Source organism: Azospira sp. I13, from assembly GCF_003112695.1.
Classification (GTDB): Bacteria; Pseudomonadota; Gammaproteobacteria; order Burkholderiales; family Rhodocyclaceae; genus Azospira.
The window spans coordinates 231,149-249,861 of sequence record NZ_BFBP01000002.1 but is presented as its reverse complement, the minus strand read 5'-3'; the positions used below and the strand labels follow the sequence as shown (position 1 = coordinate 249,861).

The 18,713-nt window shown below is 66.9% G+C and carries 20 protein-coding genes and 2 riboswitches; of the genes, 4 read left to right on the top strand and 16 right to left on the bottom strand.

Going from position 1 to position 18,713, the window contains the following annotated elements; genetic code table 11:
- The 3 genes from AZSI13_RS01185 to AZSI13_RS01175 all read left to right on the top strand — a co-directional run bounded on the left by AZSI13_RS01185 (position 1) and on the right by AZSI13_RS01175 (position 3,100).
- Positions 1–450 (top strand): CBS domain-containing protein, encoded by a 450-nt coding sequence (locus tag AZSI13_RS01185; RefSeq protein ID WP_109039353.1) that lies wholly within the window; start codon positions 1–3, stop codon positions 448–450.
- 305 nt (positions 451–755) lie between these two features.
- Positions 756–2,423, top strand: a complete 1,668-nt coding sequence (locus AZSI13_RS01180; protein WP_109039352.1) for a long-chain-fatty-acid--CoA ligase — start codon at positions 756–758, stop codon at positions 2,421–2,423.
- An 83-nt stretch (positions 2,424–2,506) separates the two neighbouring features.
- Positions 2,507–3,100 carry a hypothetical protein gene (locus AZSI13_RS01175; protein ID WP_109039351.1) on the top strand — a complete coding sequence of 198 codons (594 nt, stop codon included), beginning with the start codon at positions 2,507–2,509 and terminating at the stop codon, positions 3,098–3,100.
- Positions 3,101–3,298: 198 nt separating this feature from the next.
- Here AZSI13_RS01175 and AZSI13_RS01170 read toward each other — a convergent pair whose 3' ends face one another.
- From AZSI13_RS01170 to AZSI13_RS01095, 16 genes are all read right to left on the bottom strand, one after another.
- On the bottom strand, positions 3,299–5,398 hold the full coding sequence (locus tag AZSI13_RS01170; protein ID WP_235609587.1) for a TonB-dependent receptor: 2,100 nt from the start codon (positions 5,396–5,398) through the stop codon (positions 3,299–3,301).
- A gap of 213 nt (positions 5,399–5,611) precedes the next feature.
- Positions 5,612–5,871, bottom strand: a riboswitch (cobalamin riboswitch).
- 97 nt (positions 5,872–5,968) lie between these two features.
- Complete coding sequence (locus tag AZSI13_RS01165) at positions 5,969–6,313, bottom strand: ferredoxin (protein ID WP_109039349.1); 345 nt, start codon at positions 6,311–6,313, stop codon at positions 5,969–5,971.
- 4 nt (positions 6,314–6,317) lie between these two features.
- Complete coding sequence (cobJ, locus tag AZSI13_RS01160) at positions 6,318–7,313, bottom strand: precorrin-3B C(17)-methyltransferase (RefSeq protein ID WP_109039348.1); 996 nt, start codon at positions 7,311–7,313, stop codon at positions 6,318–6,320.
- 41 nt (positions 7,314–7,354) lie between these two features.
- On the bottom strand, positions 7,355–7,762 hold the full coding sequence (locus AZSI13_RS01155) for a cobalamin biosynthesis protein (RefSeq protein WP_109039347.1): 408 nt from the start codon (positions 7,760–7,762) through the stop codon (positions 7,355–7,357).
- Positions 7,759–8,544, bottom strand: coding sequence for a cobalamin biosynthesis central domain-containing protein (locus AZSI13_RS01150; RefSeq protein ID WP_109039346.1), 786 nt, complete (start codon positions 8,542–8,544; stop codon positions 7,759–7,761). Before AZSI13_RS01150 ends, AZSI13_RS01155 begins: the two co-directional genes overlap by 4 nt.
- Positions 8,545–8,546: 2 nt before the next feature.
- Positions 8,547–9,026 carry a GNAT family N-acetyltransferase gene (locus tag AZSI13_RS01145; protein ID WP_109039345.1) on the bottom strand — a complete coding sequence of 160 codons (480 nt, stop codon included), beginning with the start codon at positions 9,024–9,026 and terminating at the stop codon, positions 8,547–8,549.
- Positions 9,019–9,798 (bottom strand): precorrin-2 C(20)-methyltransferase, encoded by a 780-nt coding sequence (gene cobI / locus AZSI13_RS01140; protein WP_109039344.1) that lies wholly within the window; start codon positions 9,796–9,798, stop codon positions 9,019–9,021. The genes AZSI13_RS01145 and cobI overlap by 8 nt, the downstream gene beginning before the upstream one ends.
- Before the next feature lie 3 nt (positions 9,799–9,801).
- Positions 9,802–11,082 carry a precorrin-6y C5,15-methyltransferase (decarboxylating) subunit CbiE gene (gene cbiE, locus AZSI13_RS01135; RefSeq protein ID WP_109039343.1) on the bottom strand — a complete coding sequence of 427 codons (1,281 nt, stop codon included), beginning with the start codon at positions 11,080–11,082 and terminating at the stop codon, positions 9,802–9,804.
- On the bottom strand, positions 11,075–12,226 hold the full coding sequence (locus tag AZSI13_RS01130; RefSeq protein WP_109039342.1) for a cobalt-precorrin-5B (C(1))-methyltransferase: 1,152 nt from the start codon (positions 12,224–12,226) through the stop codon (positions 11,075–11,077). Before AZSI13_RS01130 ends, cbiE begins: the two co-directional genes overlap by 8 nt.
- Before the next feature lie 7 nt (positions 12,227–12,233).
- On the bottom strand, positions 12,234–12,917 hold the full coding sequence (locus AZSI13_RS01125) for a precorrin-8X methylmutase (protein WP_109039341.1): 684 nt from the start codon (positions 12,915–12,917) through the stop codon (positions 12,234–12,236).
- A gap of 3 nt (positions 12,918–12,920) precedes the next feature.
- Complete coding sequence (locus AZSI13_RS01120) at positions 12,921–13,913, bottom strand: sirohydrochlorin chelatase (RefSeq protein ID WP_109039617.1); 993 nt, start codon at positions 13,911–13,913, stop codon at positions 12,921–12,923.
- A gap of 9 nt (positions 13,914–13,922) precedes the next feature.
- Positions 13,923–14,726: a precorrin-4 C(11)-methyltransferase gene (cobM, locus tag AZSI13_RS01115; protein ID WP_109039340.1), complete on the bottom strand. Its 804-nt coding sequence runs from the start codon at positions 14,724–14,726 to the stop codon at positions 13,923–13,925.
- A 10-nt stretch (positions 14,727–14,736) separates the two neighbouring features.
- On the bottom strand, positions 14,737–15,648 hold the full coding sequence (locus tag AZSI13_RS01110; protein ID WP_109039339.1) for an energy-coupling factor ABC transporter ATP-binding protein: 912 nt from the start codon (positions 15,646–15,648) through the stop codon (positions 14,737–14,739).
- A complete protein-coding gene (cbiQ, locus tag AZSI13_RS01105) occupies positions 15,645–16,403 on the bottom strand; it encodes a cobalt ECF transporter T component CbiQ (protein ID WP_109039338.1) in 759 nt (252 codons plus the stop codon). Before cbiQ ends, AZSI13_RS01110 begins: the two co-directional genes overlap by 4 nt.
- Positions 16,393–16,740: an energy-coupling factor ABC transporter substrate-binding protein gene (locus AZSI13_RS01100; protein WP_109039337.1), complete on the bottom strand. Its 348-nt coding sequence runs from the start codon at positions 16,738–16,740 to the stop codon at positions 16,393–16,395. The genes cbiQ and AZSI13_RS01100 overlap by 11 nt, the downstream gene beginning before the upstream one ends.
- The gene (locus AZSI13_RS01095; protein WP_109039336.1) at positions 16,737–17,414 is read right to left on the bottom strand and encodes an energy-coupling factor ABC transporter permease; all 678 of its coding nucleotides are present in this window, start codon (positions 17,412–17,414) and stop codon (positions 16,737–16,739) included. Before AZSI13_RS01095 ends, AZSI13_RS01100 begins: the two co-directional genes overlap by 4 nt.
- 135 nt (positions 17,415–17,549) lie before the next feature.
- A riboswitch (cobalamin riboswitch) is annotated at positions 17,550–17,764 on the bottom strand.
- Between the two features lie 181 nt (positions 17,765–17,945).
- Between AZSI13_RS01095 and ahpC the strand changes: the two genes are divergently transcribed.
- Positions 17,946–18,515, top strand: coding sequence for an alkyl hydroperoxide reductase subunit C (gene ahpC / locus AZSI13_RS01090; RefSeq protein ID WP_109039335.1), 570 nt, complete (start codon positions 17,946–17,948; stop codon positions 18,513–18,515).
- Positions 18,516–18,713 lie beyond the last annotated feature (198 nt).

Below are 18,713 nucleotides of genomic sequence, written 5' to 3'. Positions count from 1 at the left end.
ATGCATGTGCGGGACATTCTGGCGATCAAGGGCACGGTGCTTTTCACCACCATGCCCCATCAGACCCTGGACAACGCCGTGGCCACCATGGCCGAGAACGACGTAGGCTCCCTGGTGGTGATGGGGGGCGGCAAGATGGTGGGCATGCTCACCTTCCGCGAGGTCCTCAAGGCCGTGCACAAGGTGCAGGGCAAGCTGGACGGGGTGAAGGTGGAAGACGTGATGCTCAAGGCGCCCATCGTTGCCACGCCGGACATGGAAACCAATGAGCTGCGCCATCTGCTCATCGACCACCACCAGCGTTATGTCCCGGTAATGGACGGCACCACCCTGATGGGCGTGCTCTCCTTCCTGGACGTGGCCAAGTCCGTGCTGGAAGAGCAGAACTTCGAGAACAAGATGCTCAAGAACTACATCAAGAACTGGCCGGACGAGGAAGGCACCGCCTGACCCTGGCCGGCTGCTGATGCCGACACCACTGCCCGCCGCGCGGAAACGCCGGCGGGCAGTGTGCGTTTACCGGCCGCGACAGCCTGCCCGGTCAGGCGCCAGCCCTTGCTGACTCCTTTTGAAAACCCTGTGATGACCAGGGTTTTGGCGGCTTGTTGGCAACTTCCGGGCACTTCCTGAGGGGAAACCCTGTCCCTCTACCAAGGGCGCCAAAGTCGGGTTACAATGAATTCAAACGGTCGTTTGAACCGTTCGCATAAACCGATAAAAATACCCTTGGCCCAAGCCATAGGAGGAGACTCGAAATGGAAAAGATCTGGCTGCGGAGCTATCCGCAGGACGTGCCGGAATTCATCAACGTCGATGAATTCCAGTCCCTGGGGCAACTCTTCGAGCAGAGCTGTGCCCAGTATCGGGAGCGGGTGGCCTACATCAACATGGGGGTCGGCATCACCTATGGCGAGCTGGACCGCCTTTCCCGGGATTTCGCCGCCTATCTGCAAGGGGCGCTGAAGCTGCCCCAGGGGGCCCGCGTCGCCCTGATGATGCCCAACCTGCTGCAATACCCGGTGTGCATGTTCGGCGCCCTGCGGGCCGGCTATGTGGTGGTGAATTGCAATCCCCTCTACACCCACCGGGAACTGGAGCACCAGCTGAAGGATGCCGGGGCCGAGGCCATCGTCATCGTCGAGAACTTCGCCCAGACCCTGCAGCAGGCCATGCCCCAGTTGCCGCAACTGAAGCACGTGGTGGTCACCTCCCTGGGGGACATGCTGGGCCTGGCCAAGGGTACCGTGGTCAATTTCGTCGTGCGCAACGTCAAGAAAATGGTGCCGGCCTGGAGCCTGCCCGGCCACGAAAAATTCAAGGCCGCCATGGCCCGGGGTAAGGGGGTGGCGCTACGCCCGGTGCACATCGGCCACGATGACATCGCCTACCTGCAATACACCGGCGGCACCACCGGCGTGGCTAAGGGGGCCATGCTGCTCCACCGCAACATCATCGCCAACCTGCAGCAGGCCCACGCCTGGATCGAGCCCTTCCTACACAAGGACCAGCAGCTCATTATCACCGCCCTGCCGCTGTACCACATCTTCTCCCTGACGGCGAACTGCCTGACCTTCCTCAAGATCGGCGCCACCAACGTGCTGATCACCAATCCCCGGGACATTCCCGGCTTCGTCAAGGAACTGGGGCAGTACAAGTTCACCGTTATCACTGGGGTCAATACCCTGTTCAACGCCCTACTCAACAACCCGGATTTCGCCAAGGTGGATTTCTCTGCCCTGCGCGCAGCCCTGGGGGGCGGCATGGCGGTGCAGAAGGCAGTGGCCCAGAAGTGGAAGCAGGTCACCGGCAAGCCCCTCATCGAAGCCTACGGCCTCACCGAAACCTCGCCGGCGGCCACCATCAATCCCCTGGACCTGCCTGAATTCAACGGTGCCATCGGCCTGCCCATCTCCTCCACCGAAATCGCCATCCGCGATGACCAGGGCAACGACCTCTCCATTGGCCAGGCGGGGGAAATCTGCATCCGTGGGCCCCAGGTGATGAAGGGCTACTGGCAGCGGCCGGAGGAAACCCAGATGGTCTTCTACGGCGACGGCTTCCTGCGTACCGGCGACGTGGGGGTGATGGACGAAAAAGGCTTCGTGCGCATCGTGGACCGCAAGAAGGACATGATTCTGGTCTCCGGCTTCAACGTCTATCCCAACGAGGTGGAGGCCGTGGTGGCCATGCACCCCGCCGTGGTGGAAGTGGCGGCCGTAGGCGTGCCCGACGAGCGTTCCGGCGAAGCGGTGAAGGTCTTCGTGGTGGTGAAGGACAAGTCCGTCACCAAGGAAGCCATCATTGCCCACTGCAAGGAAAACCTCACCGGCTACAAGGTGCCCCACCTGGTGGAATTCCGCGACGAACTGCCGAAGACCAATGTGGGCAAGATCCTGCGCCGGGCCTTGAAGGAAGCCGCCTGATCCTCTAGCCCCGGGAGCCGGGCGCCAGCCTGGCATCCCTTTTGCAATAAGCCTCCGTAAAGAATTTCAGCGGAGGCTTTTTCATGTTCGTGAGCGGCACCTCGCTCGCCCTGCCCCAGGCGGCCTACCAGGCCCAGGCCCGGGCGGGGAATACGCCGGAATCGGCGTCCCAACAGGCCTTGCCGAGCCTTGCCTCGGTACTGGGCCGGATCTCGGGCGGCACTCTGGATAGCCGCCCGGTAGACGGCGGCCAGGTGGAGGCAGCACGGCAGTGGATGTCTTCCGAAGTGGCGAGTTTTGCCGCCGAGGTCGGCAAGAAATTCCGCGACGAAGGCATCCGCACCTCGCCGGAACCCATGCTGGCCGTGGGCTCCGATGGTCAGGTGACGGTGGTGAACAACCAGCCCGACCGCATCCAGATCGAGCGCCTCTTCGCCAACGATGCCGAACTGACCCGGCGCTTCACCTCCCTGGCCGCCGCCGCGGAAACCGTGCAGACGGCAGACAAGCAACAGGAATTCACCGAGCAGTACCAGGCTCTGGCCAGCGATCCGAAGGCCCAGAAGGCCCTTCTGGCGGAGCAGGCCAACAGCGCCGGCAGCCTGCGCTTCCATCTGGTGCTGACGCCCCACGGGCCCGAATATTTTTTCCCCGGGGTCTTGCGCGCTTCGGCCTGACGTGCCCATCGGCTGGCCTGCCTTTTTTTGCGGCAGTGCAAGGTAAACCCAGTGCTGATGCGGCCTTGGGGGGTGTGTCCCCAAGCCCCCCACAGGGTTATCCACAGGAATTGTGGATGAGTGGAAAGGTGGGGGCACAAAAAAAGGGCTGCATTGCGGCCCTTTTGTCTTGCTACAAAGCGCAGCGGCGGAACCGGCTCAGAACTTCATCCGCAGGCCCAGGCGCAGGGTGCGGGGCTCCAGAGGGTGCACCAGGCGCCCGTCGATGCCGTTGCCGCCGTTGCAGGCGAAGCCGTCGGCGCGAGAGCAGGCACCGCCCCAGTATTCGATGTCGTTGGCCTGACGGTCGAACAGGTTGAGGATGTCCAGCGTGACTTGGGTTTTGCTATCCAGTCGATACCCCATTTTCAGATTGGCCATCCAGAAGGCGGTGGATTTCTCCGTGCCCGTTTCCTCCAGGGCATAGGCCCCCAGGTAGCGCAGGCGCAGGCCGCCGAACCAGGAGCCCTGCTGGTCGTAGCTGAAGGCCAGGGAGGCAGTGAGGGGAATGGCGTTGGGCACCCGGTCACCGCCGTTCACCGGCTCCCGGAAACGGGCCCGGGACAAGGCCAGATCCGCATCAATCAGCCAGCCGCTCCCCAGGGCGAAGTAGTTGGCCCATTCCACGCCATAGCGACGGGAGGCCCCCTTGGGCTCGGTGATGCCCTCGTCGCCGATGAACACCAGTTCCGAATCCAGATTCATGCGCCACAGGGAAAGGCTGCTCTGCCAGCCCGGCATGACGGTGGTGCGCAAGCCCACTTCGCTGCCCTGGGTGCGCACCAGCAGGGGCACAGCCGCCATGGGGTTGCCGCTCTTCGGGTCGGTGCGGCCGGTGGCCCCCCGGGCGTCGTTGCTGTGGAAGCCCCGGCCCCAGTTGGCGTAGTACTCGGTGTTGCCTTGGGCGCCGAACGGCCCCAGCACCAGGCCCAGCTTGGGACTGGTCTGGCTACCGCTGACCTTGCCGCCATTGCTCATGTTGAAAGTACCGGCCAGGGGCGTCACCTCGGCCTCGATGCGGTCATGGCGCAGGCCCAGGGAGGTGCGCAGCCAGGGCAGCCACTGGGTCTTGGCTTCGCCGAAGATGGCCGTGGCGGTTTGCCGGATGCGGTCCTGGCGCACCGTGTTGGTCCGCTGGCGCAGTACCGTGTCGTAGAGGCCGACGCTGTCGATGTCGTCCCGGCGCAACTGGCCCCCCAGGGTGATTTCGGTATTGCGGGCGGCGGGGCCGAGGAACCAGCTGCGGCTGGCCTGGCCGCCCCGCACGGTGCGCTTGTCCGCCTGTTCGTGCTGGTCGCCCTGGGGGCCGTTGATGAAGCCCGAGGGACTGCTGAAGAGGTTGAGGCCGTAGTCGATGACGTAGGCGCTGGCCTTGGTGGCCGTATCGGCGCCGAATTGCTGGCCGGTGGCCGCCCACTCGCCGGAGAGGCTGTAGCGGTGGGTGGTGCCGCCGTCCCGGGGCAGCAGGGTGCCGTAGCGGCGGATCTCGCCGGAGAGAATGGCCCGTTCCGGCACATGTTCGGTGGCCGTCCAGCGGGCCTCGTAGGCCAGGGCGGAAATGGCGAAGCCGTCCGTGGCCGTGCCGGAGGAGAGGCGCAGCACCGCATTGTGCCGGCCGAGGCGCTCCGGCTGATCCCAGGGGCCGTCATTGCCGGAGACTTCCAGGGCGCCGAGCAGGGTGAGCTGCCCCAACTCCTTGCTGCCGGCGGTGAGCAGGCGGCGGTAGCCGTTCTGCCCGATGCCCAGGTCGGCGAAGCCTTCCACCCGGCGCCGGTAGTCGATGCGGGCCGAGCCGGTGGCAGAGAAGTCCCCGTCCTCCACGGCGTAGACGCCCTTGCGGTATTTCACGCCACTGACCAGTTCCGGCATGAGGAAATTGAGGTCCATGTAGCCCTGGCCGTGGGCGTGGCTGACCATGTTCACCGGCATGCCCAGAACGGTGGTGGTGAAGTCGCTGCCATGGTCCAGATTGAAGCCCCGCAGAAAATACTGGTTGGCCTTGCCGTCGCCGGAGTGCTGGGTGACCACCAGGCCGGGCACGGTTTCCAGCACTTCGGCCGGGCGCAGCAGGGGCCGGTTGGCCAGCTGCTCCGCGGTGACCGTGCCTTCCGTGGCCGAATCGGCGATGCCGACCAGGTTGTGCTGGTCGGCATGGACCGACACTTCCTGAAGGGTTTGCACGCCACCGGCCTGGGCCTGGGTGGCGGCCAGCAGGAAGGCCAGGGTGGTGAGACGATGGTGCCGTGGCCGGGCAGCCAACGGGGCGGTCGGGCCGCCAGGGCCAATAGGGCTAATAGGGCCAATAGGTTGAACCGAGGTCAAGCGGGTGTTTTGCATGAAAGACTCCCTTGGGGCGATCCGGCCGATCTCGGGAGCGGGCAGGGGAAGACAAGGCGTCAGCCTGCCTTCCATCGCGGCCCGGCTCCGTCTGCATCCCCGCAGCCGGTCGCCTGGTTTGGCGCCCCTCCCGGGGCACCCTGAATATCAGCAGGCCGGTCTCCGGGCTCGCGAGTCTTGAGCGGTCGCCTTCCCATGGGGCAGGCCCGGCGGAGCGTTGCTCCGATGGATCCGCGGACCACAGTGGCTGCGCCTTCCGGAGAGGAAGGGGCATGACCGTTCCGCACTCGCTTACCGTTGCGGGGGCAGCCAGGGCTTGGCAGCGAAGATATCGCCGCGCACCCTGTTCCCGTTTCACCCGCGTTGCCGCGGGCACCTGCTGGTTGGTGTTGCTACTGGCCCGGAGTGCAACTGATCAATGCCGCGGCCTCCGGGCGGGGCCGCTGCTGTGCTTGTTGTGGTGTGCCTTTGCGTCTGCCGAAGCCAGGTCGGCTAGGCGCATTCTCCCGGGCCCTGGTGGAATACCAGCTCCGCTACCGGCTCGCCGTCCCGCAGATGCTCGCTGACGATGCGGTCCATGTTTTCCGAGGTGACGTTGTAATACCAGGTGCCATCTGGCTGCACGCACATCACCGGGCCGCCGCGGCAGGCGGCGAAGCAATTGACGCGGGAACGCTTGACCCGCGCCTCGCCCTCAGTGAGCCCGGCCGCCCGGAGCTTCTCGCCCAGGCTGTCGAAGAGGGCCTGGCCCTCGCCGTTCTCGGTGCAGCGGGGGCCGGTGCACACCAGCAGATGGCGGCGGTAGGCGCCGATCTTGGGTTTGATCACGTCGCTCATGGGCTCAGGCCTCGGCGCCCGTTTCTTCCTCGTCCTCGGCTTCGGGACCGGCGGCCAGGGCGGCGGCGATGTAGTCCTCGGGCAGGCGGTATTCCACAGCCAGTTCGGCGGCGCTCTTGCCGCTGTCGCGGATGGCTGCCAGCCAGCCGTTGAGGCCGGTGGACAGCGACCGGCCGGCTTGTTCGCCGCCCTTGGTGGAGCGTTCACCCTCGGCCACGTCGTACTTGTTGGCATAGCCCCGGGGCGTGACCATCAGGCCGTCCCGGATGAAGGTGTTGGAGTTGCCGATGAGCACGGTGGACAGCATGCCGATGTCGGCCTCGGCCATCTTCTCCAGGGTGGTGAATTCCAGGCGCTGCTTGGGGCGGAAGGCGCTCTTGACGATGGCCACCGGGGTCTTGGGATCGCGGTGGCGCAGGAAGATGCGCTGGGCTTCCTGGATCTGGCGGGTGCGGCGGCCGCTCTTGGGGTTGTACAGGGCCACCACGAAATCGGCGTAGGCCACCGCATCCAGGCGGCGGGCGATGGTGGGCCAGGGCGTGAGCAGGTCGGAGAGGGAGATGGCGCAGAAGTCGTGGGTCAGGGGCGCGCCCACCAGGGCGGCGCAGGTGTTGAGGGCGGAAGCGCCCGGCACGATTTCCACCTCGATGTCCGATTCCGGGGTCCAGCCAGCCTGGAACAGCACTTCGAAGGTGGGGCCGGCCATGCCGTACACGCCGGCGTCGCCGGAGGAAATCAACGCCACCTTCTTGCCCTGTTTGGCCCGCTCCAGGGCTTCGATGGCCCGGTCCAGTTCCTCGGTCATGGACTTCTTGATCACTTCCTTGCCTTCGATCAGGTCGGCCACCAGGCGCACGTAGGTGACGTAGCCGATGATGGTGTCGGCTTCGGCGATGGCGGCCCGGGCGCGGCCGGTCATGTGTTCCACGGCGCCGGGGCCCAGGCCCACCAGCATGATCTTGCCGGTCTTGGCCGGGGCGTTGGTTTGAATGTCGGTCATGAAATCGTTCCTCGGAAATTCAGTGAATGCAGTGGTCGGGCTCAGGGCAGCAGGGCGATGGAAACGGTGGCGTTGCGCCCGTCTGGTCCCCGCAGCTTGTGTTTTTCGATCAGCAGCCGGCTCATGTCGGTGCCGGCGGCCAGCAGGGCGGCAGCCTCCGAGACGGAGGGCGTGCCGGTGTATTTGCGTACCGTCTCCGACGGATTGGGCACGGGCACGGTGGCCAGCACTTCCGGCGGGTAGAAGGTGAGGGTGAGGCCGAAGCGTTCGGCAAAAGCCAGCAGGCCCACCTCGTCCGCCTTCAGGGTGATGCTGGCGCCGGCCGCCACCTGTTCCGGGGCGAGGCCGGCGGCGGCCAGGGCTTCCTGCACGGCTTGTGCAATGGTCGCCTCCGGGGTGCCCCGGTCGCAGCCCAGGCCCAGCGCCACTCTGCGGCTGCCCAGGCTCAAGCGCCTAGCTCCACGGGCGGCCGGTAGGTGACCAGGCGGCCTGCCAGGCGGGGCGCCAGTTCCGGCGGCAGGGGACGGTGGCTGATCCACAGTACGGCGGCGAAGGCCTGCAGGTCCACGTCTTCCAGGCGGCTGAACTGCTTGATGTTGGCGGGCACCGGGCCGCTGCGGCCGTTGGCGTGGCGCGGCCACCAGTCGGGGCTGCCGGCTTCCTGCACCAGGGCCACGGGTTCGTCGTTCACCACGGCGGCGCTGGCCTTCACCACTTCGTCGTGGGTGGCCTCGAAGGTCCAGCCCAGCTCCCGGCCCAGCAGGTCCACGCCCAGGGTCTGGCGGGAATCGGAGGCGGTGGTGAGTACCGGGGTGGCGCCCAGGCTGGCCGCCAGCGTGCCGGCCAGGGCGTTGGCGCCGCCCAGGTGGCCGGAGAGCATGGGAATGGCAAAGCGCCCGGCCTCGTCGATCACCACCACCCCCGGGTCCTGTTCCTTGTCCTTGAGGTGGGGGGCGATGAGGCGCACCAGGGCGCCCAGGGAAACGATGGCAACGATGCCGTCGAAGTTGGCGAAGAGGGCGGGAATCTGGTCGCCGGTCTTGCCGCTGTAGGTGGTTGCTGCGCCAGGAGTGTTGGCAACTGCAGCTTCCGCCTCGGCCCGGAATTTCTCCGGGGCGAACAGGCGGGCGCCGGGCAGGGCCGCCACCACCTTGCCCGCCAGGGCGATGCCGTGGCGGGTGATGGAGACGACGGCGATTCTCTCGTTGGGGAAGGGGAGGTGTTGGGTCATTTTTATTGTGAAGTTGCTGCCGGGTTGGGGAAAGGCGGGTGTTGCATCGGCACATAACGCACGCCGTTGCGCTGCTGAGCTTCGGCGGTGGGCGTAAAGCCCAGGCGTTGATAGACCGGTACTGCGTATTCGGAGGAATTGACCGTCCCCGGCATAGCCGGATCGAGGTGGGATTCCAGGGCCTGCCACAACTGGCGGGCGATGCCCCGGCCATGGGCGGCGGGGGCGACGAACAGGTGATGCAGGTGGGCCGGCCGGTGTAGCGTCACAACGCCGAGCAGCTGGCCCTGCTCCTCGGCGCACAGGTAGAGGTAGTCCCCATCGCAGAGCAGGCCGGCAATGGCAGCCGGACTGAAGGTGGCGAGGAAGGGCTGGGCCGCCGGGGCGCTGCCATCGGCGACGAAGTAATGGGTCAGGCTGCCGATGAGGGCAGCAATGGCCTCACTATCCGCCGGCGTGGCAGGACGGATCAGTTCAGGCACTGACCGCTTCCTTGCGCTTGCGGCAGCCCCGGCGCAGTTCGCCGCGCTGGCGCTTGGGGTTCTGCACCAGCATGAGGGAGAGGTAATTCACCTTCTCGCCCTTGAGGGAGGCCACGTCGCGCACGATGCGCTCGTCGGGGGAACCCACCTTCTCGATGAAGCAGCTGGTGGACAGCAGCTCGCGCCGTTCCAGCAGCTCCAGCACCTCATCCACCAGGGGCTTCACCTTGAGCAGCACCAGGGTGTCGAACTCGTCCAGCAGGTGGTCGATGACCTCCACGCCGTAGGCGGCGGGGATCACCGCCAGGGTCTCGTCTTCCTCGGCCAGGGTGGTGCCGGTGGTGGCAGCGGCGGCGGCAAAGGAGGAGACGCCGGGGATGGTTTCCACCTCAACTTCCGGCACCAGCTCCCGCACCACCCGGGCCAGGTGGCCGAAGGTGGCGAAGGTGGAGGCATCGCCTTCCACCAGGAACACCAGGTCCCGGCCTTCGCCCAGCAGTTCCACGGTACGGGCGGCGGCCCGGGCCCAGGCCTTGGTCAGGATCTCGGCATCCCGGGTCATGGGGAACACCAGTTCCTCGGCGTCGGCGGGCACGTCCAGGCCGCCCCGGGTGACGATGGAGAGGGCGTAGGAGCTTTCCTCGGCCTTCTTCACCGGGTAGAGCCAGCGGGCATTACCGTTGAGCACGGCCCAGGCGCGGCGAGTGATGAGGTCGGGGTCGCCGGGACCCAGGGAGGCGCCGATGAGGCGGCCGTATTTTTTGTCGGTCATGGTTTAGCTCTTCTTTGCGGTGACGATCCAGATCGGGTTCTGGGCGGCCATGCGGTGCATGTCCAGGATGGGCTGGCTGCGGCTGGCCTGGAGCTGGGTGACGTCCCAAGTTGCTCCGGAGGCTGCCAAAGCCGTAGTGGCGGTGGCCAGGTTTTCCAGAGTGACGAAGTTCATCACCAGACGGCCATGGGGCTTGAGGCGACCCAGGATCAGGTCGATGAGGGCCGCCAGTTCGCCGCCGGAACCGCCGACGAACACTGCATCCGGGTCGGGCCAGGTCTCCAGCCCTTCCGGTGCCTTGCCGTGGCGCAGGGTGTAATTGGTGGCCTGGAAACGCAGGGCATTTTCTTTCGCGTTGGCGGCATCGCCCTCGTTCTTTTCGATGGCATAGACGTGGCCGTGGCGGCACAGGCGGCTGGCCTCCAGGCCGACGGAGCCGGAACCGGCGCCGATGTCCCACACCACGCTGTCGGGCTTCAAGCCCAGCTTGGCCAGGGATAAAGCCCGGGCTTCCAGCTTGGTGATGAGGCCCTTCTCGGGCTGACGCTGGACGAAGTCCAGGTCGTCGAAACCGAAGATGGCGCGGGGGGCAGCCACCTGGCGTTCCACCAGCACCACATTGGGGTCGGGGAAAGTCATGGCGGCGGCCTGTTCCAGGGATAGGTCGGGGAACAGCTGTTCCTCCGGCAGGGCCAGCTTGGCGGCCACCGAGAGGCGGACCTCCTCGCCATAGCCCGCGGCCAGCAGCGCCCGGGCCAGGCGGGCCGGGTTGTTGTCCGGGCCGGTGAAGGCGGCCACCTTGGGGTATTCGGCGATGGCGCGGATCAGCTTGTAGAGGCCGTTCTCCGGCGTGGTGCCGAACTGCCATTCGCCCGCATCGGCGGTGTGGCAGGTGGAGATGCGGTAGTCCTGCCAGGGCCGCTGGAAGCGGGCGAAAGCCAGTTGCAGGGTGGAGGGGGCGGGCAGCACGGTGACCGCGTCGGCTCCCAGCTTGCCCACCAGATAGCTGGCCATGCCGTGGCAGAGGGGGTCGCCGGTGGCCAGCACGACAGTGTGCAGGCCGTCAGTGGCTGCTTGTTGAATCCAGCCGGGCACCTGGCCCAGCTTGCCGTCCATGTCCTTCAGGGAGGCGCTGGCGGGCAGGTGGGCTTGCACCAGGGCCAGGGTGCGGCCGGCGCCGACGATAAGGCCGGCAGATTGCAGGCCGTGGCGGGAAGAATCGGGCAGGCCGGCCCAGCCGTCGTCCAGGATGCCAAGGACGGTGCAGTACGCTTGTTTAGACACTTTCGCCCTCTTCGACGCGGCAGATGAACTGGCCTTCGAAATCGCAGACCAGCACGGTGAGTTGGTAGGGACCCGGGTGGCAGGCCCGCAGGCTCTGCATGGCGTGGATGGCCAGGGCCCGGTGGAAGGGCACGGTGAGGCCCAGCAGGGCCAGTCGCTCGGCGGCGAAGCGGGCCGTCTCGGCGTTGCGGATTTCCTCCACCAGATCGGCGGGGGCGCCCACTTCGGTGGCGCAGGCGGCCAGCAGGTCCCGGTCGATCTCCTGCTTCCAGGCGTGGGTCACGGCCAGGCCCTGGCCCATCTTGGTCAGCTTGCCCACCATGGCCCCGATGTAGACGTGCTGCATCTGGCGCTTGATGGCGCTCTGGAAGGCGGCTTTGACGAAGTCGCCCATCTGCACGAAGCAGGATTCCTCCAGCTGGGGCAGCTGCTTCATGGCGAACTTTTCGGTGCGGCCGCCGGTGGTGAACACCACGCTGGTCTGGCCCTGACGCGCCGCCACGTCCACCGCCTGGACCACACTGGCGCGGAAGGCGGCGGTGGAATAGGGGCGGACGATGCCGGTGGTGCCGAGGATGGAGATGCCGCCCAGAATGCCCAGGCGGGCATTGAGGGTCTTCTTCGCCATCTCCTCGCCGCCGGGTACGGAGATGGTCACTTCCAGGCTGTCGCCGGCTTCGAGAATGGGGGCGCCGGCCCGGGCCACGTTGTCGCTGATGTTGCGCCGGGGCACCGGGTTGATGGCCGGGCCGCCCACTTCCAGGCCCAGGCCTTCCTTGGTCACGATGCCGACGCCGGGTCCGCCCTTGAGGATGACCTTGCCCTGGCCGTCGGCAATGCGCACCACGTCGGCGGTCATGTGGGCGCCGTGGGTGGCGTCCGGATCGTCGCCGGCGTCCTTGATGCTGACGGCGTGGGCATGGTCGCCGTCCACGGCACCGTTGTTGATGGCGAACTCCTGCTCGTTGCCGTTGGGCAGGCGGCAGACGATCTTCTCCGGCACCCGGCCCTGGACCAGGCCCAGGGTGGCGGCCACTGCCGCCGCCGCCGAGTTGGCGCCGGTGGTGAAGCCGGTGCGGTTGCCCCGCTCCCGCTTGGCCGTGCCCTTGCGGACCTTCTCTGCCTTGGGTGAATCCGTGCTCATGCCAGGCTCACGCTGCGGCCTTTTTCTGCTCGGCTTCGGCCAGGGAAAGCAGGGCGTGGATGGCCGCTACCACCAGGGTGGAGCCGCCCTTGCGGCCCTTGATGGCGACCCAGGGCACCTCGGTGACGGTCATCAGCAGGTCCTTGGATTCAGCGGCGGAGACGAAGCCCACGGGCATGCCGATGACCAGGGCGGGACGCACGCCTTCTTCCCTGATCAGGCGAATCAGTTCGATGAGGGCCGTGGGAGCGTTGCCGATGCCGACGATGGCGCCGTCCAGCTTGCCTTCCCGCTGGGCCTTGCGCATGGACTGCACGGCCCGGGTGGTGTCCTGGGCCTGGGCCTCGGCGATCACGTCCGCGTCGGAAATGTAGTGGTGGGTGGTGAGGCCGAAGTGCTTCAGGCGCGGCTTGGAGAGGCCGACGCAGATCATTTCCACATCGGCGACGATAGGCGTGCCGCCCTTCAGTACGGCCTGGAAGCCGGCCTGCATGGCCTCCGGGTGGAAGGCGGTGAGGCCGTTGAATTCGAAGTCGGCGTTGGCGTGGATCATGCGCCGCACCAGGGGCCATTGCTCCTCGGTGTAGGCGTGGGGGCCGGCTTCGGCGTCGATGATGGCGAAGGAATCGTGCTCGATGGCACGGCCGGCGGCGGTGAGCTGTTCGGTGACGACGTTGCTGTGCTGGTTCATGGCTTACCCGTGGGAGTGGTGATCGTGGGAATGATTGTGGCCATGGCAGTGCCCATGACCATGATCGTGATCATGTTTATGCCCATGTCCATGGCCGCAGGTGCCTTGGGCAGGGGGGGGATGGGCGTGGTCATGGTCGTGGGTGGTGGTGTGGCTGTGGTCGTGCAGATGCTCGTCCTCGGCGGCCAGGCGGTATTTGCAGCCGTCGCATTCCAGCAGGCTGCCTTCGGGCAGCGCATCGCCGCCCACCTTGCTGTCCAGCAGCTCGAAGATGCCCTTGTCGAAACCGAAGTGGGTGCCCAGGGCGAAAGCCACCTGGGGGTACTGGCGCTGCAGGCGCTCGGCCTGGGCCTTGATGCGCTCCATGAGCACGCCGGTGAACAGATAGACCGGAACGATGGCCACCTGGGTCATGCCCAGCTTGACCTGGCGCTGCACGGCGGTTTCCAGCCGGGGCCAGGTGACGCCGGTGAAGGCAATGTCCACCAGCTCGTGGTCGTTGTCCTCGAAGATCCAGCGGGCCATCTTGGCCAGCTCGCCGTTGGCGCCGGCGTCCGACGAACCGCGACCCAGCAGGATGACGCCGGTGGTGCAGGGGTCGGGCATGTCCAGCTGCTTCATCAGCCGGTCCAGCTGGCCCTGCAGCACCTCGAAAATCTCCCGGCCCATGCCCAGGTGGCGCACCACCTGGAATTCCACGCCCGGGTGGCGGGCCCGAGCCTCTTCCACGGCGTGGGGTAGTTCCATCTTGACGTGGCCGGCGGCGTTGAGAATGAAGGGAATCACTACCACGCGCTTGGCGTCGTTGCCGGCGGCCCGGTTCAGGCCTTCATCCAGCAGCACCTCGGCGTGCTCGATGAAGCACACCTCGATGCGCCAGCCGGGGTGGCGCTCCCGCCACTGGGCGGCGAAATGGAGGATTTCCTTGTTGCCGTCCCGGTTGCGGGAACCGTGGCCGACCAGGAGCAGGGTGGTGTCTTGGGCACTGAAGGTCATGGTCATTTCTCAGGAAGCCTCGCCCACGCTGGCCTTGCGGAAGCGGTGGGTGAAGCTGGGGTCGTAGAGCTTGGAGCGGGCGATGTCTTCCCAGTCCCGGGCGCCGAGGGCCGGGCTGGCGATGATCATGGCCTGGGCGGCGATCTTCTCCGCCTGGCACTTTTTCTTGATGTCCGCAATGGTGCCGCGCACGATCTTTTCCTCCCCGGGCCAGGAGGCCTTCTGCACCACCAGGATAGGCGCATCCTCGGGCCAGCCGGCGGCCAGCAGGGCGCGCTGCACCTCGTGCAACAGGGTGATGGAGAGGAAGATGCACAGGGTGGAGCGGTGGGCCGCCAGGGCCTCCAGCTCTTCGCCGGGAGGCATGGGGGTGCGGCCGGCGACCCGGGTGAGAATCACCGTCTGCGTCACTTCCGGCAGGGTCAGGGTCTCGCCAGCGGCGGCAGCGGAGGCCAGGGCGGAGGAGACCCCGGGCACCACGGCCCAACTCACCCCGGCGGCATCCAGGGGCCGGGTCATTTCCACCAGGGCGCCGTAGAGGCCCGGGTCGCCGGTCTGCAGGCGGATCACGGTTTCATGGCGGCTGGCGGCGTCGAGCAGCCAGGCGGTCATCTCCTCCAGGGTCATGTCCTTGGAGTCGCGGATGTCGCAGCCTTCGGGGGCGTAGAGGGTGGCGGCCTGGTCCACCAGGGAACCGGCGAAGAGGATGGCGCCGGCCTGCTCCAGCAGGCGGCGGCCCTTGACGGTGATGAGGTCGGGGTCGCCAGGGCCGGCGCCGACGAACCAGATCTTGCCGAGGGGGGCTTGGGTCATGGGGTTTCCTTCATTCCTGTTCAGCGGTCTTGGCGAGGGGGGCCGCGTGGCGGGGCGTTTCCGGCAGCGGCCCTTGCTGCAATTCGGTCAGCAGGGCAGTGCAGCTGGGGAGGTGGCGGGTGTCGCCCAGCAGCCCGTGCTGCTGCAGTAGGCGTTGCAGGCCGATCACGGCGGGCAGGCGCAGGCCCAGGGCGGCCAGCTGGGCTTCGTGTGCGGCCAGTTGGGGCGCCGCAAAGCTGGCAGTGCAGCGGCCGGCCGCCATGAGGTGGATGCGGTCGGCCCAGCGATAGGCAAAGTTGATGTCGTGGGTGGCTAGCAGCAGGGTCATGCCCCGCTGGTGCAGGCTTTCCAGCACCGCCAGCAGTTCTTCCTGCATGGCCTGGTCGAGGCCGGCCATGGGTTCGTCCAGTACCAGCAGTTCCGGCTCCATGGCCAGTACGCCGGCGATGCAGACCCGCTTCTTCTGGCCGAAGCTGAGGTTCTGCACCGGCTTGTGGGCCAGGTCTGCCATGCCCACGGCCTGCAGGGCGGCCTCCACCCGGGCGGCCACGGTGGCCTCGTCCAGGCCCAGGTTGAGGGGGCCGAAGGAGACGTCCTCCCGCACGCTGGCGGAGAAGAGCTGGCGGTCCGGGTTCTGGAAGACCATGCCCACCTTGCTGCGCAGGGTGCGCAGGCCGGCGCGGCTGTAGTCGAGGGGGGCGCCGGCATAGCGCAACTGGCCGGATGCCGGGCGCAGCAGGGCGTTGCAATGCTGGAAGAGGGTGGTCTTGCCGGAGCCGTTGGCGCCGATGAGGGCGTTGCGGCTGCCCCGGGCAATGCCCAGGGAACAGCCGTGGAGGCCGGTGCTGCCATCCGGGTAGCGGAAGGAAACGTCCTCCAGCTCCAGCAGGGGCGCGTTCGCGGTGCCGGGGGCGGCGCTCATGGCGTGACCATCCGTGCTGCCCAGGCCAGCATGACGAGGGCTGTCGCACCGCTGCCCGCCAGGGCGATGTCGCGGCGGGCGTGGGGGTGGGGCGTGGTGAGAAATCGCAGGGGGCCGTCGTTGTTGCGGGCCAGGGCCGCCAGGTGCAGGGCCTGGGCCCGTTGCCAGATCTGCACCGTCAGGTTGGCAGCCATGCCACCCAGGGAGCGCAGGGTCTGGCGCCGGCTGCCGTAACCGAGGCGGGCCGCCTGGGCCGTGCGCATGTCCTGCACGGCGCCGCTGAAAACGAAAAGGGTGCGGTAGCACAGCACCATGATGTCCAGCAGCACTTCCGGGGTGCGCAGGCGGCGCAGCAGGGCAATGAGATCGGTGAGGGGCGTCGTCAGCACCAGGAAAAGCAGGGCGGCCAGCCCGGCCAGGGAACGGCCCGCCACGCCGGCCGCCAGTGCCTGGCCATCAGGGCTGGCATGCAGGCCCAGCCCGCCCTGGGCCTCCGGAGCGACGGAGACCGCCAGGGAGAGGGCACTGATGGCGAGGAAGAAGAGGGCCGGCGCTGCCACCCGCAGGTAGAGGCCCGGCGCCACCCGGGCGCCGCCCAGCGTGACGGTCGCCAGCAGGGCGGCGATACCGAGGCCGGCGGCGGGCCGGTGGGTGACGATGAAGGCCGCCACCAGGCCGCCCAGGGCAAAGAGACCCTTGGCCGCCGGGGCCACGCCGCGCCAGCGATTGGCGTAGGCGGACTGCTCAATCAGCACGGGTGTCCTTGGCCGCGGTGTTGCGGTCGGCAGCTTCGGCCTGCTCCCGGCGCAGCTTTTCCCGGGTGCGGGCGCAGCCCAGGTAGTAGCCGATGAAGCCGGCCCCCATGGCTGCCTGCAAGGCGAAGAGCAGGGAGGCAATTTCACCGCTGGCCGGCTCCAGCAGGGGCTGGAACCAGGGGGCGTAGTCCGGGGCGATCTGGCCGATCAGGGCCTGGGCCTGGTTGTCGGCGCCGCCGAAGATATCCCCGCCTTCCGGGCGTTCCACCAGCCACAGGGGCAGGGCCGAGAGCAGGGCCACCAGGGCCAGCAGGATCAGGTTGGGGTAGCGCTTCATGCCAGGCCCTTCGCATCCGGGGCGACGCCCATGTCACGCAGCTCCTGGGCGTTGAAGCGGGCCAGGGCGTTGAAGATGACCACCGTCAGCAGGCCTTCGCTGACGGCCAGGGGAATCTGGGTGACGGCGAAGATGCCGGCGAATTTAAGGAAGGACGTGGTGAAGCCGCCTGCCGGATCGGGAAAGGCCCAGGCCAGCTGCACCGAGGTGGTGACGTAGGTGAGCAGGTCCGCCAGGCTGGCGGCGAGGAAGATGCTGACCGCCAGGGAGGCCCGCAGACGCCGGGCCAGATGGAAAATGCCATAGGCGGCGAAGGGCCCCACCACGGCCATGGAGAAGATGTTGGCGCCCAGGGTGGTGAGGCCGCCGTGGGCCAGCAGTAGGGCCTGGAAAAGCAGTACCACGGCGCCGATGGGGGCCATGGCAGCGGGGCCGAAGAGTACGGCACCCAGGCCCGTGCCGGTGGGGTGGGAACAGCTGCCGGTGACCGAGGGCAGCTTTAGGGCCGAGAGGACGAAAGTGAAGGCGGCGGCTACCCCCAGCAGCATGCGCTGCTCGGGATTTTCGCGGATGCGGTGGTTCACGGAACGAATGCCCCAGGCGACAAAGGGGGCGGCGGCGACGCTCCAGCCCACGGCGTGTTCGATGGGCAGGAAGCCTTCCATGATGTGCATGAGTCTCTCCCTCGGCGAGCATGACAATGGCGCACCAGGCGGGGGAGTTGTGGCAGGTCGGATAAAGGGCCGCGGCGGATGGAGCAATGTGAAGGCGGCAAATCACCAGAACCGTTCCCGTCACCCCGGGGAATGGTGCATCTTGTGATGTCAGGCCGGTCTTCTGGCTTGCCTTCATTCTTCCCTGCCGGCCTTCCCGTGGTGAACCACAGTGGCGTGAGGCAGCGTCGTCTGGCTTACAGCAGCGGGGGCTGCGCCGGAATGGCTGGGGGTGTTCCCAGTGTCACCGGCTTCCCGTTTCACCGATCCCGCGGAAGGCGGGGCTCGGCACCTGAATCGGGGCGGATGATAGCCCAGGCGGACGCCGGGCCGCAATGCAGGGGGGCCAATAAGGCGGGGTTGCGATAGTCGGTAACTATCTTAAATATGAATACAATCAATTAGAGTAATTTTTTACGGGCGCTTAAGATTCATCCCATCGCAGCACCCAACCCCAACGCTGCTTTGTTCAAACCACTAGGAGAACTAACGATGACGACTTCCCTGATCAACACCCAGATCCAGCCCTTTACCGCCAACGCCTTCCACAACGGCAAGTTCATCACCGTTTCCGACGCCGACCTGAAGGGCAAGTGGTCCGTGATGATTTTCATGCCGGCCGCCTTCACCTTCAACTGCCCCACCGAAATTGAAGACGCCGCCGACAACTACGCCGAATTCCAGAAGGCCGGTGCCGAGGTCTACATCGTGACCACTGACACCCACTTCTCCCACAAGGTGTGGCATGAAACCTCCCCCGCCGTGGGCAAGGCCAAGTTCCCCCTGGTGGGCGACCCCACCCACCAGCTGACCAATGCCTTCGGTGTGCATATCCCCGAAGAAGGCCTGGCCCTGCGTGGCACCTTCATCATCAACCCGGACGGTGTGATCAAGACCCTGGAAATCCACTCCAACGAAATCGCCCGTGACGTTTCCGAAACCCTGCGCAAGCTGAAGGCCGCCCAATACACCGCCGCCAACCCCGGCCAGGTGTGCCCCGCCAAGTGGAAGGAAGGCGCCAAGACCCTGGCTCCCTCCATCGACCTGGTCGGCAAGATCTAAGGAACCTACTGCGCGGGCCAATCGCGGCGTTGCGCGGTACTCGGAAGCTCGCCTACCTACAGGTATGTCTCGCTTCCTCCGTTCCGTGCGCCTTGCGCTTGGCCCGCTCGCTATGGTTCCTCGCACTTAGGTTCCCCCGGGTTAGCCCCGGGGGGATTCCAGCGGCAAGGCGCCTGCCTTCATTGCAAACGCCAGACA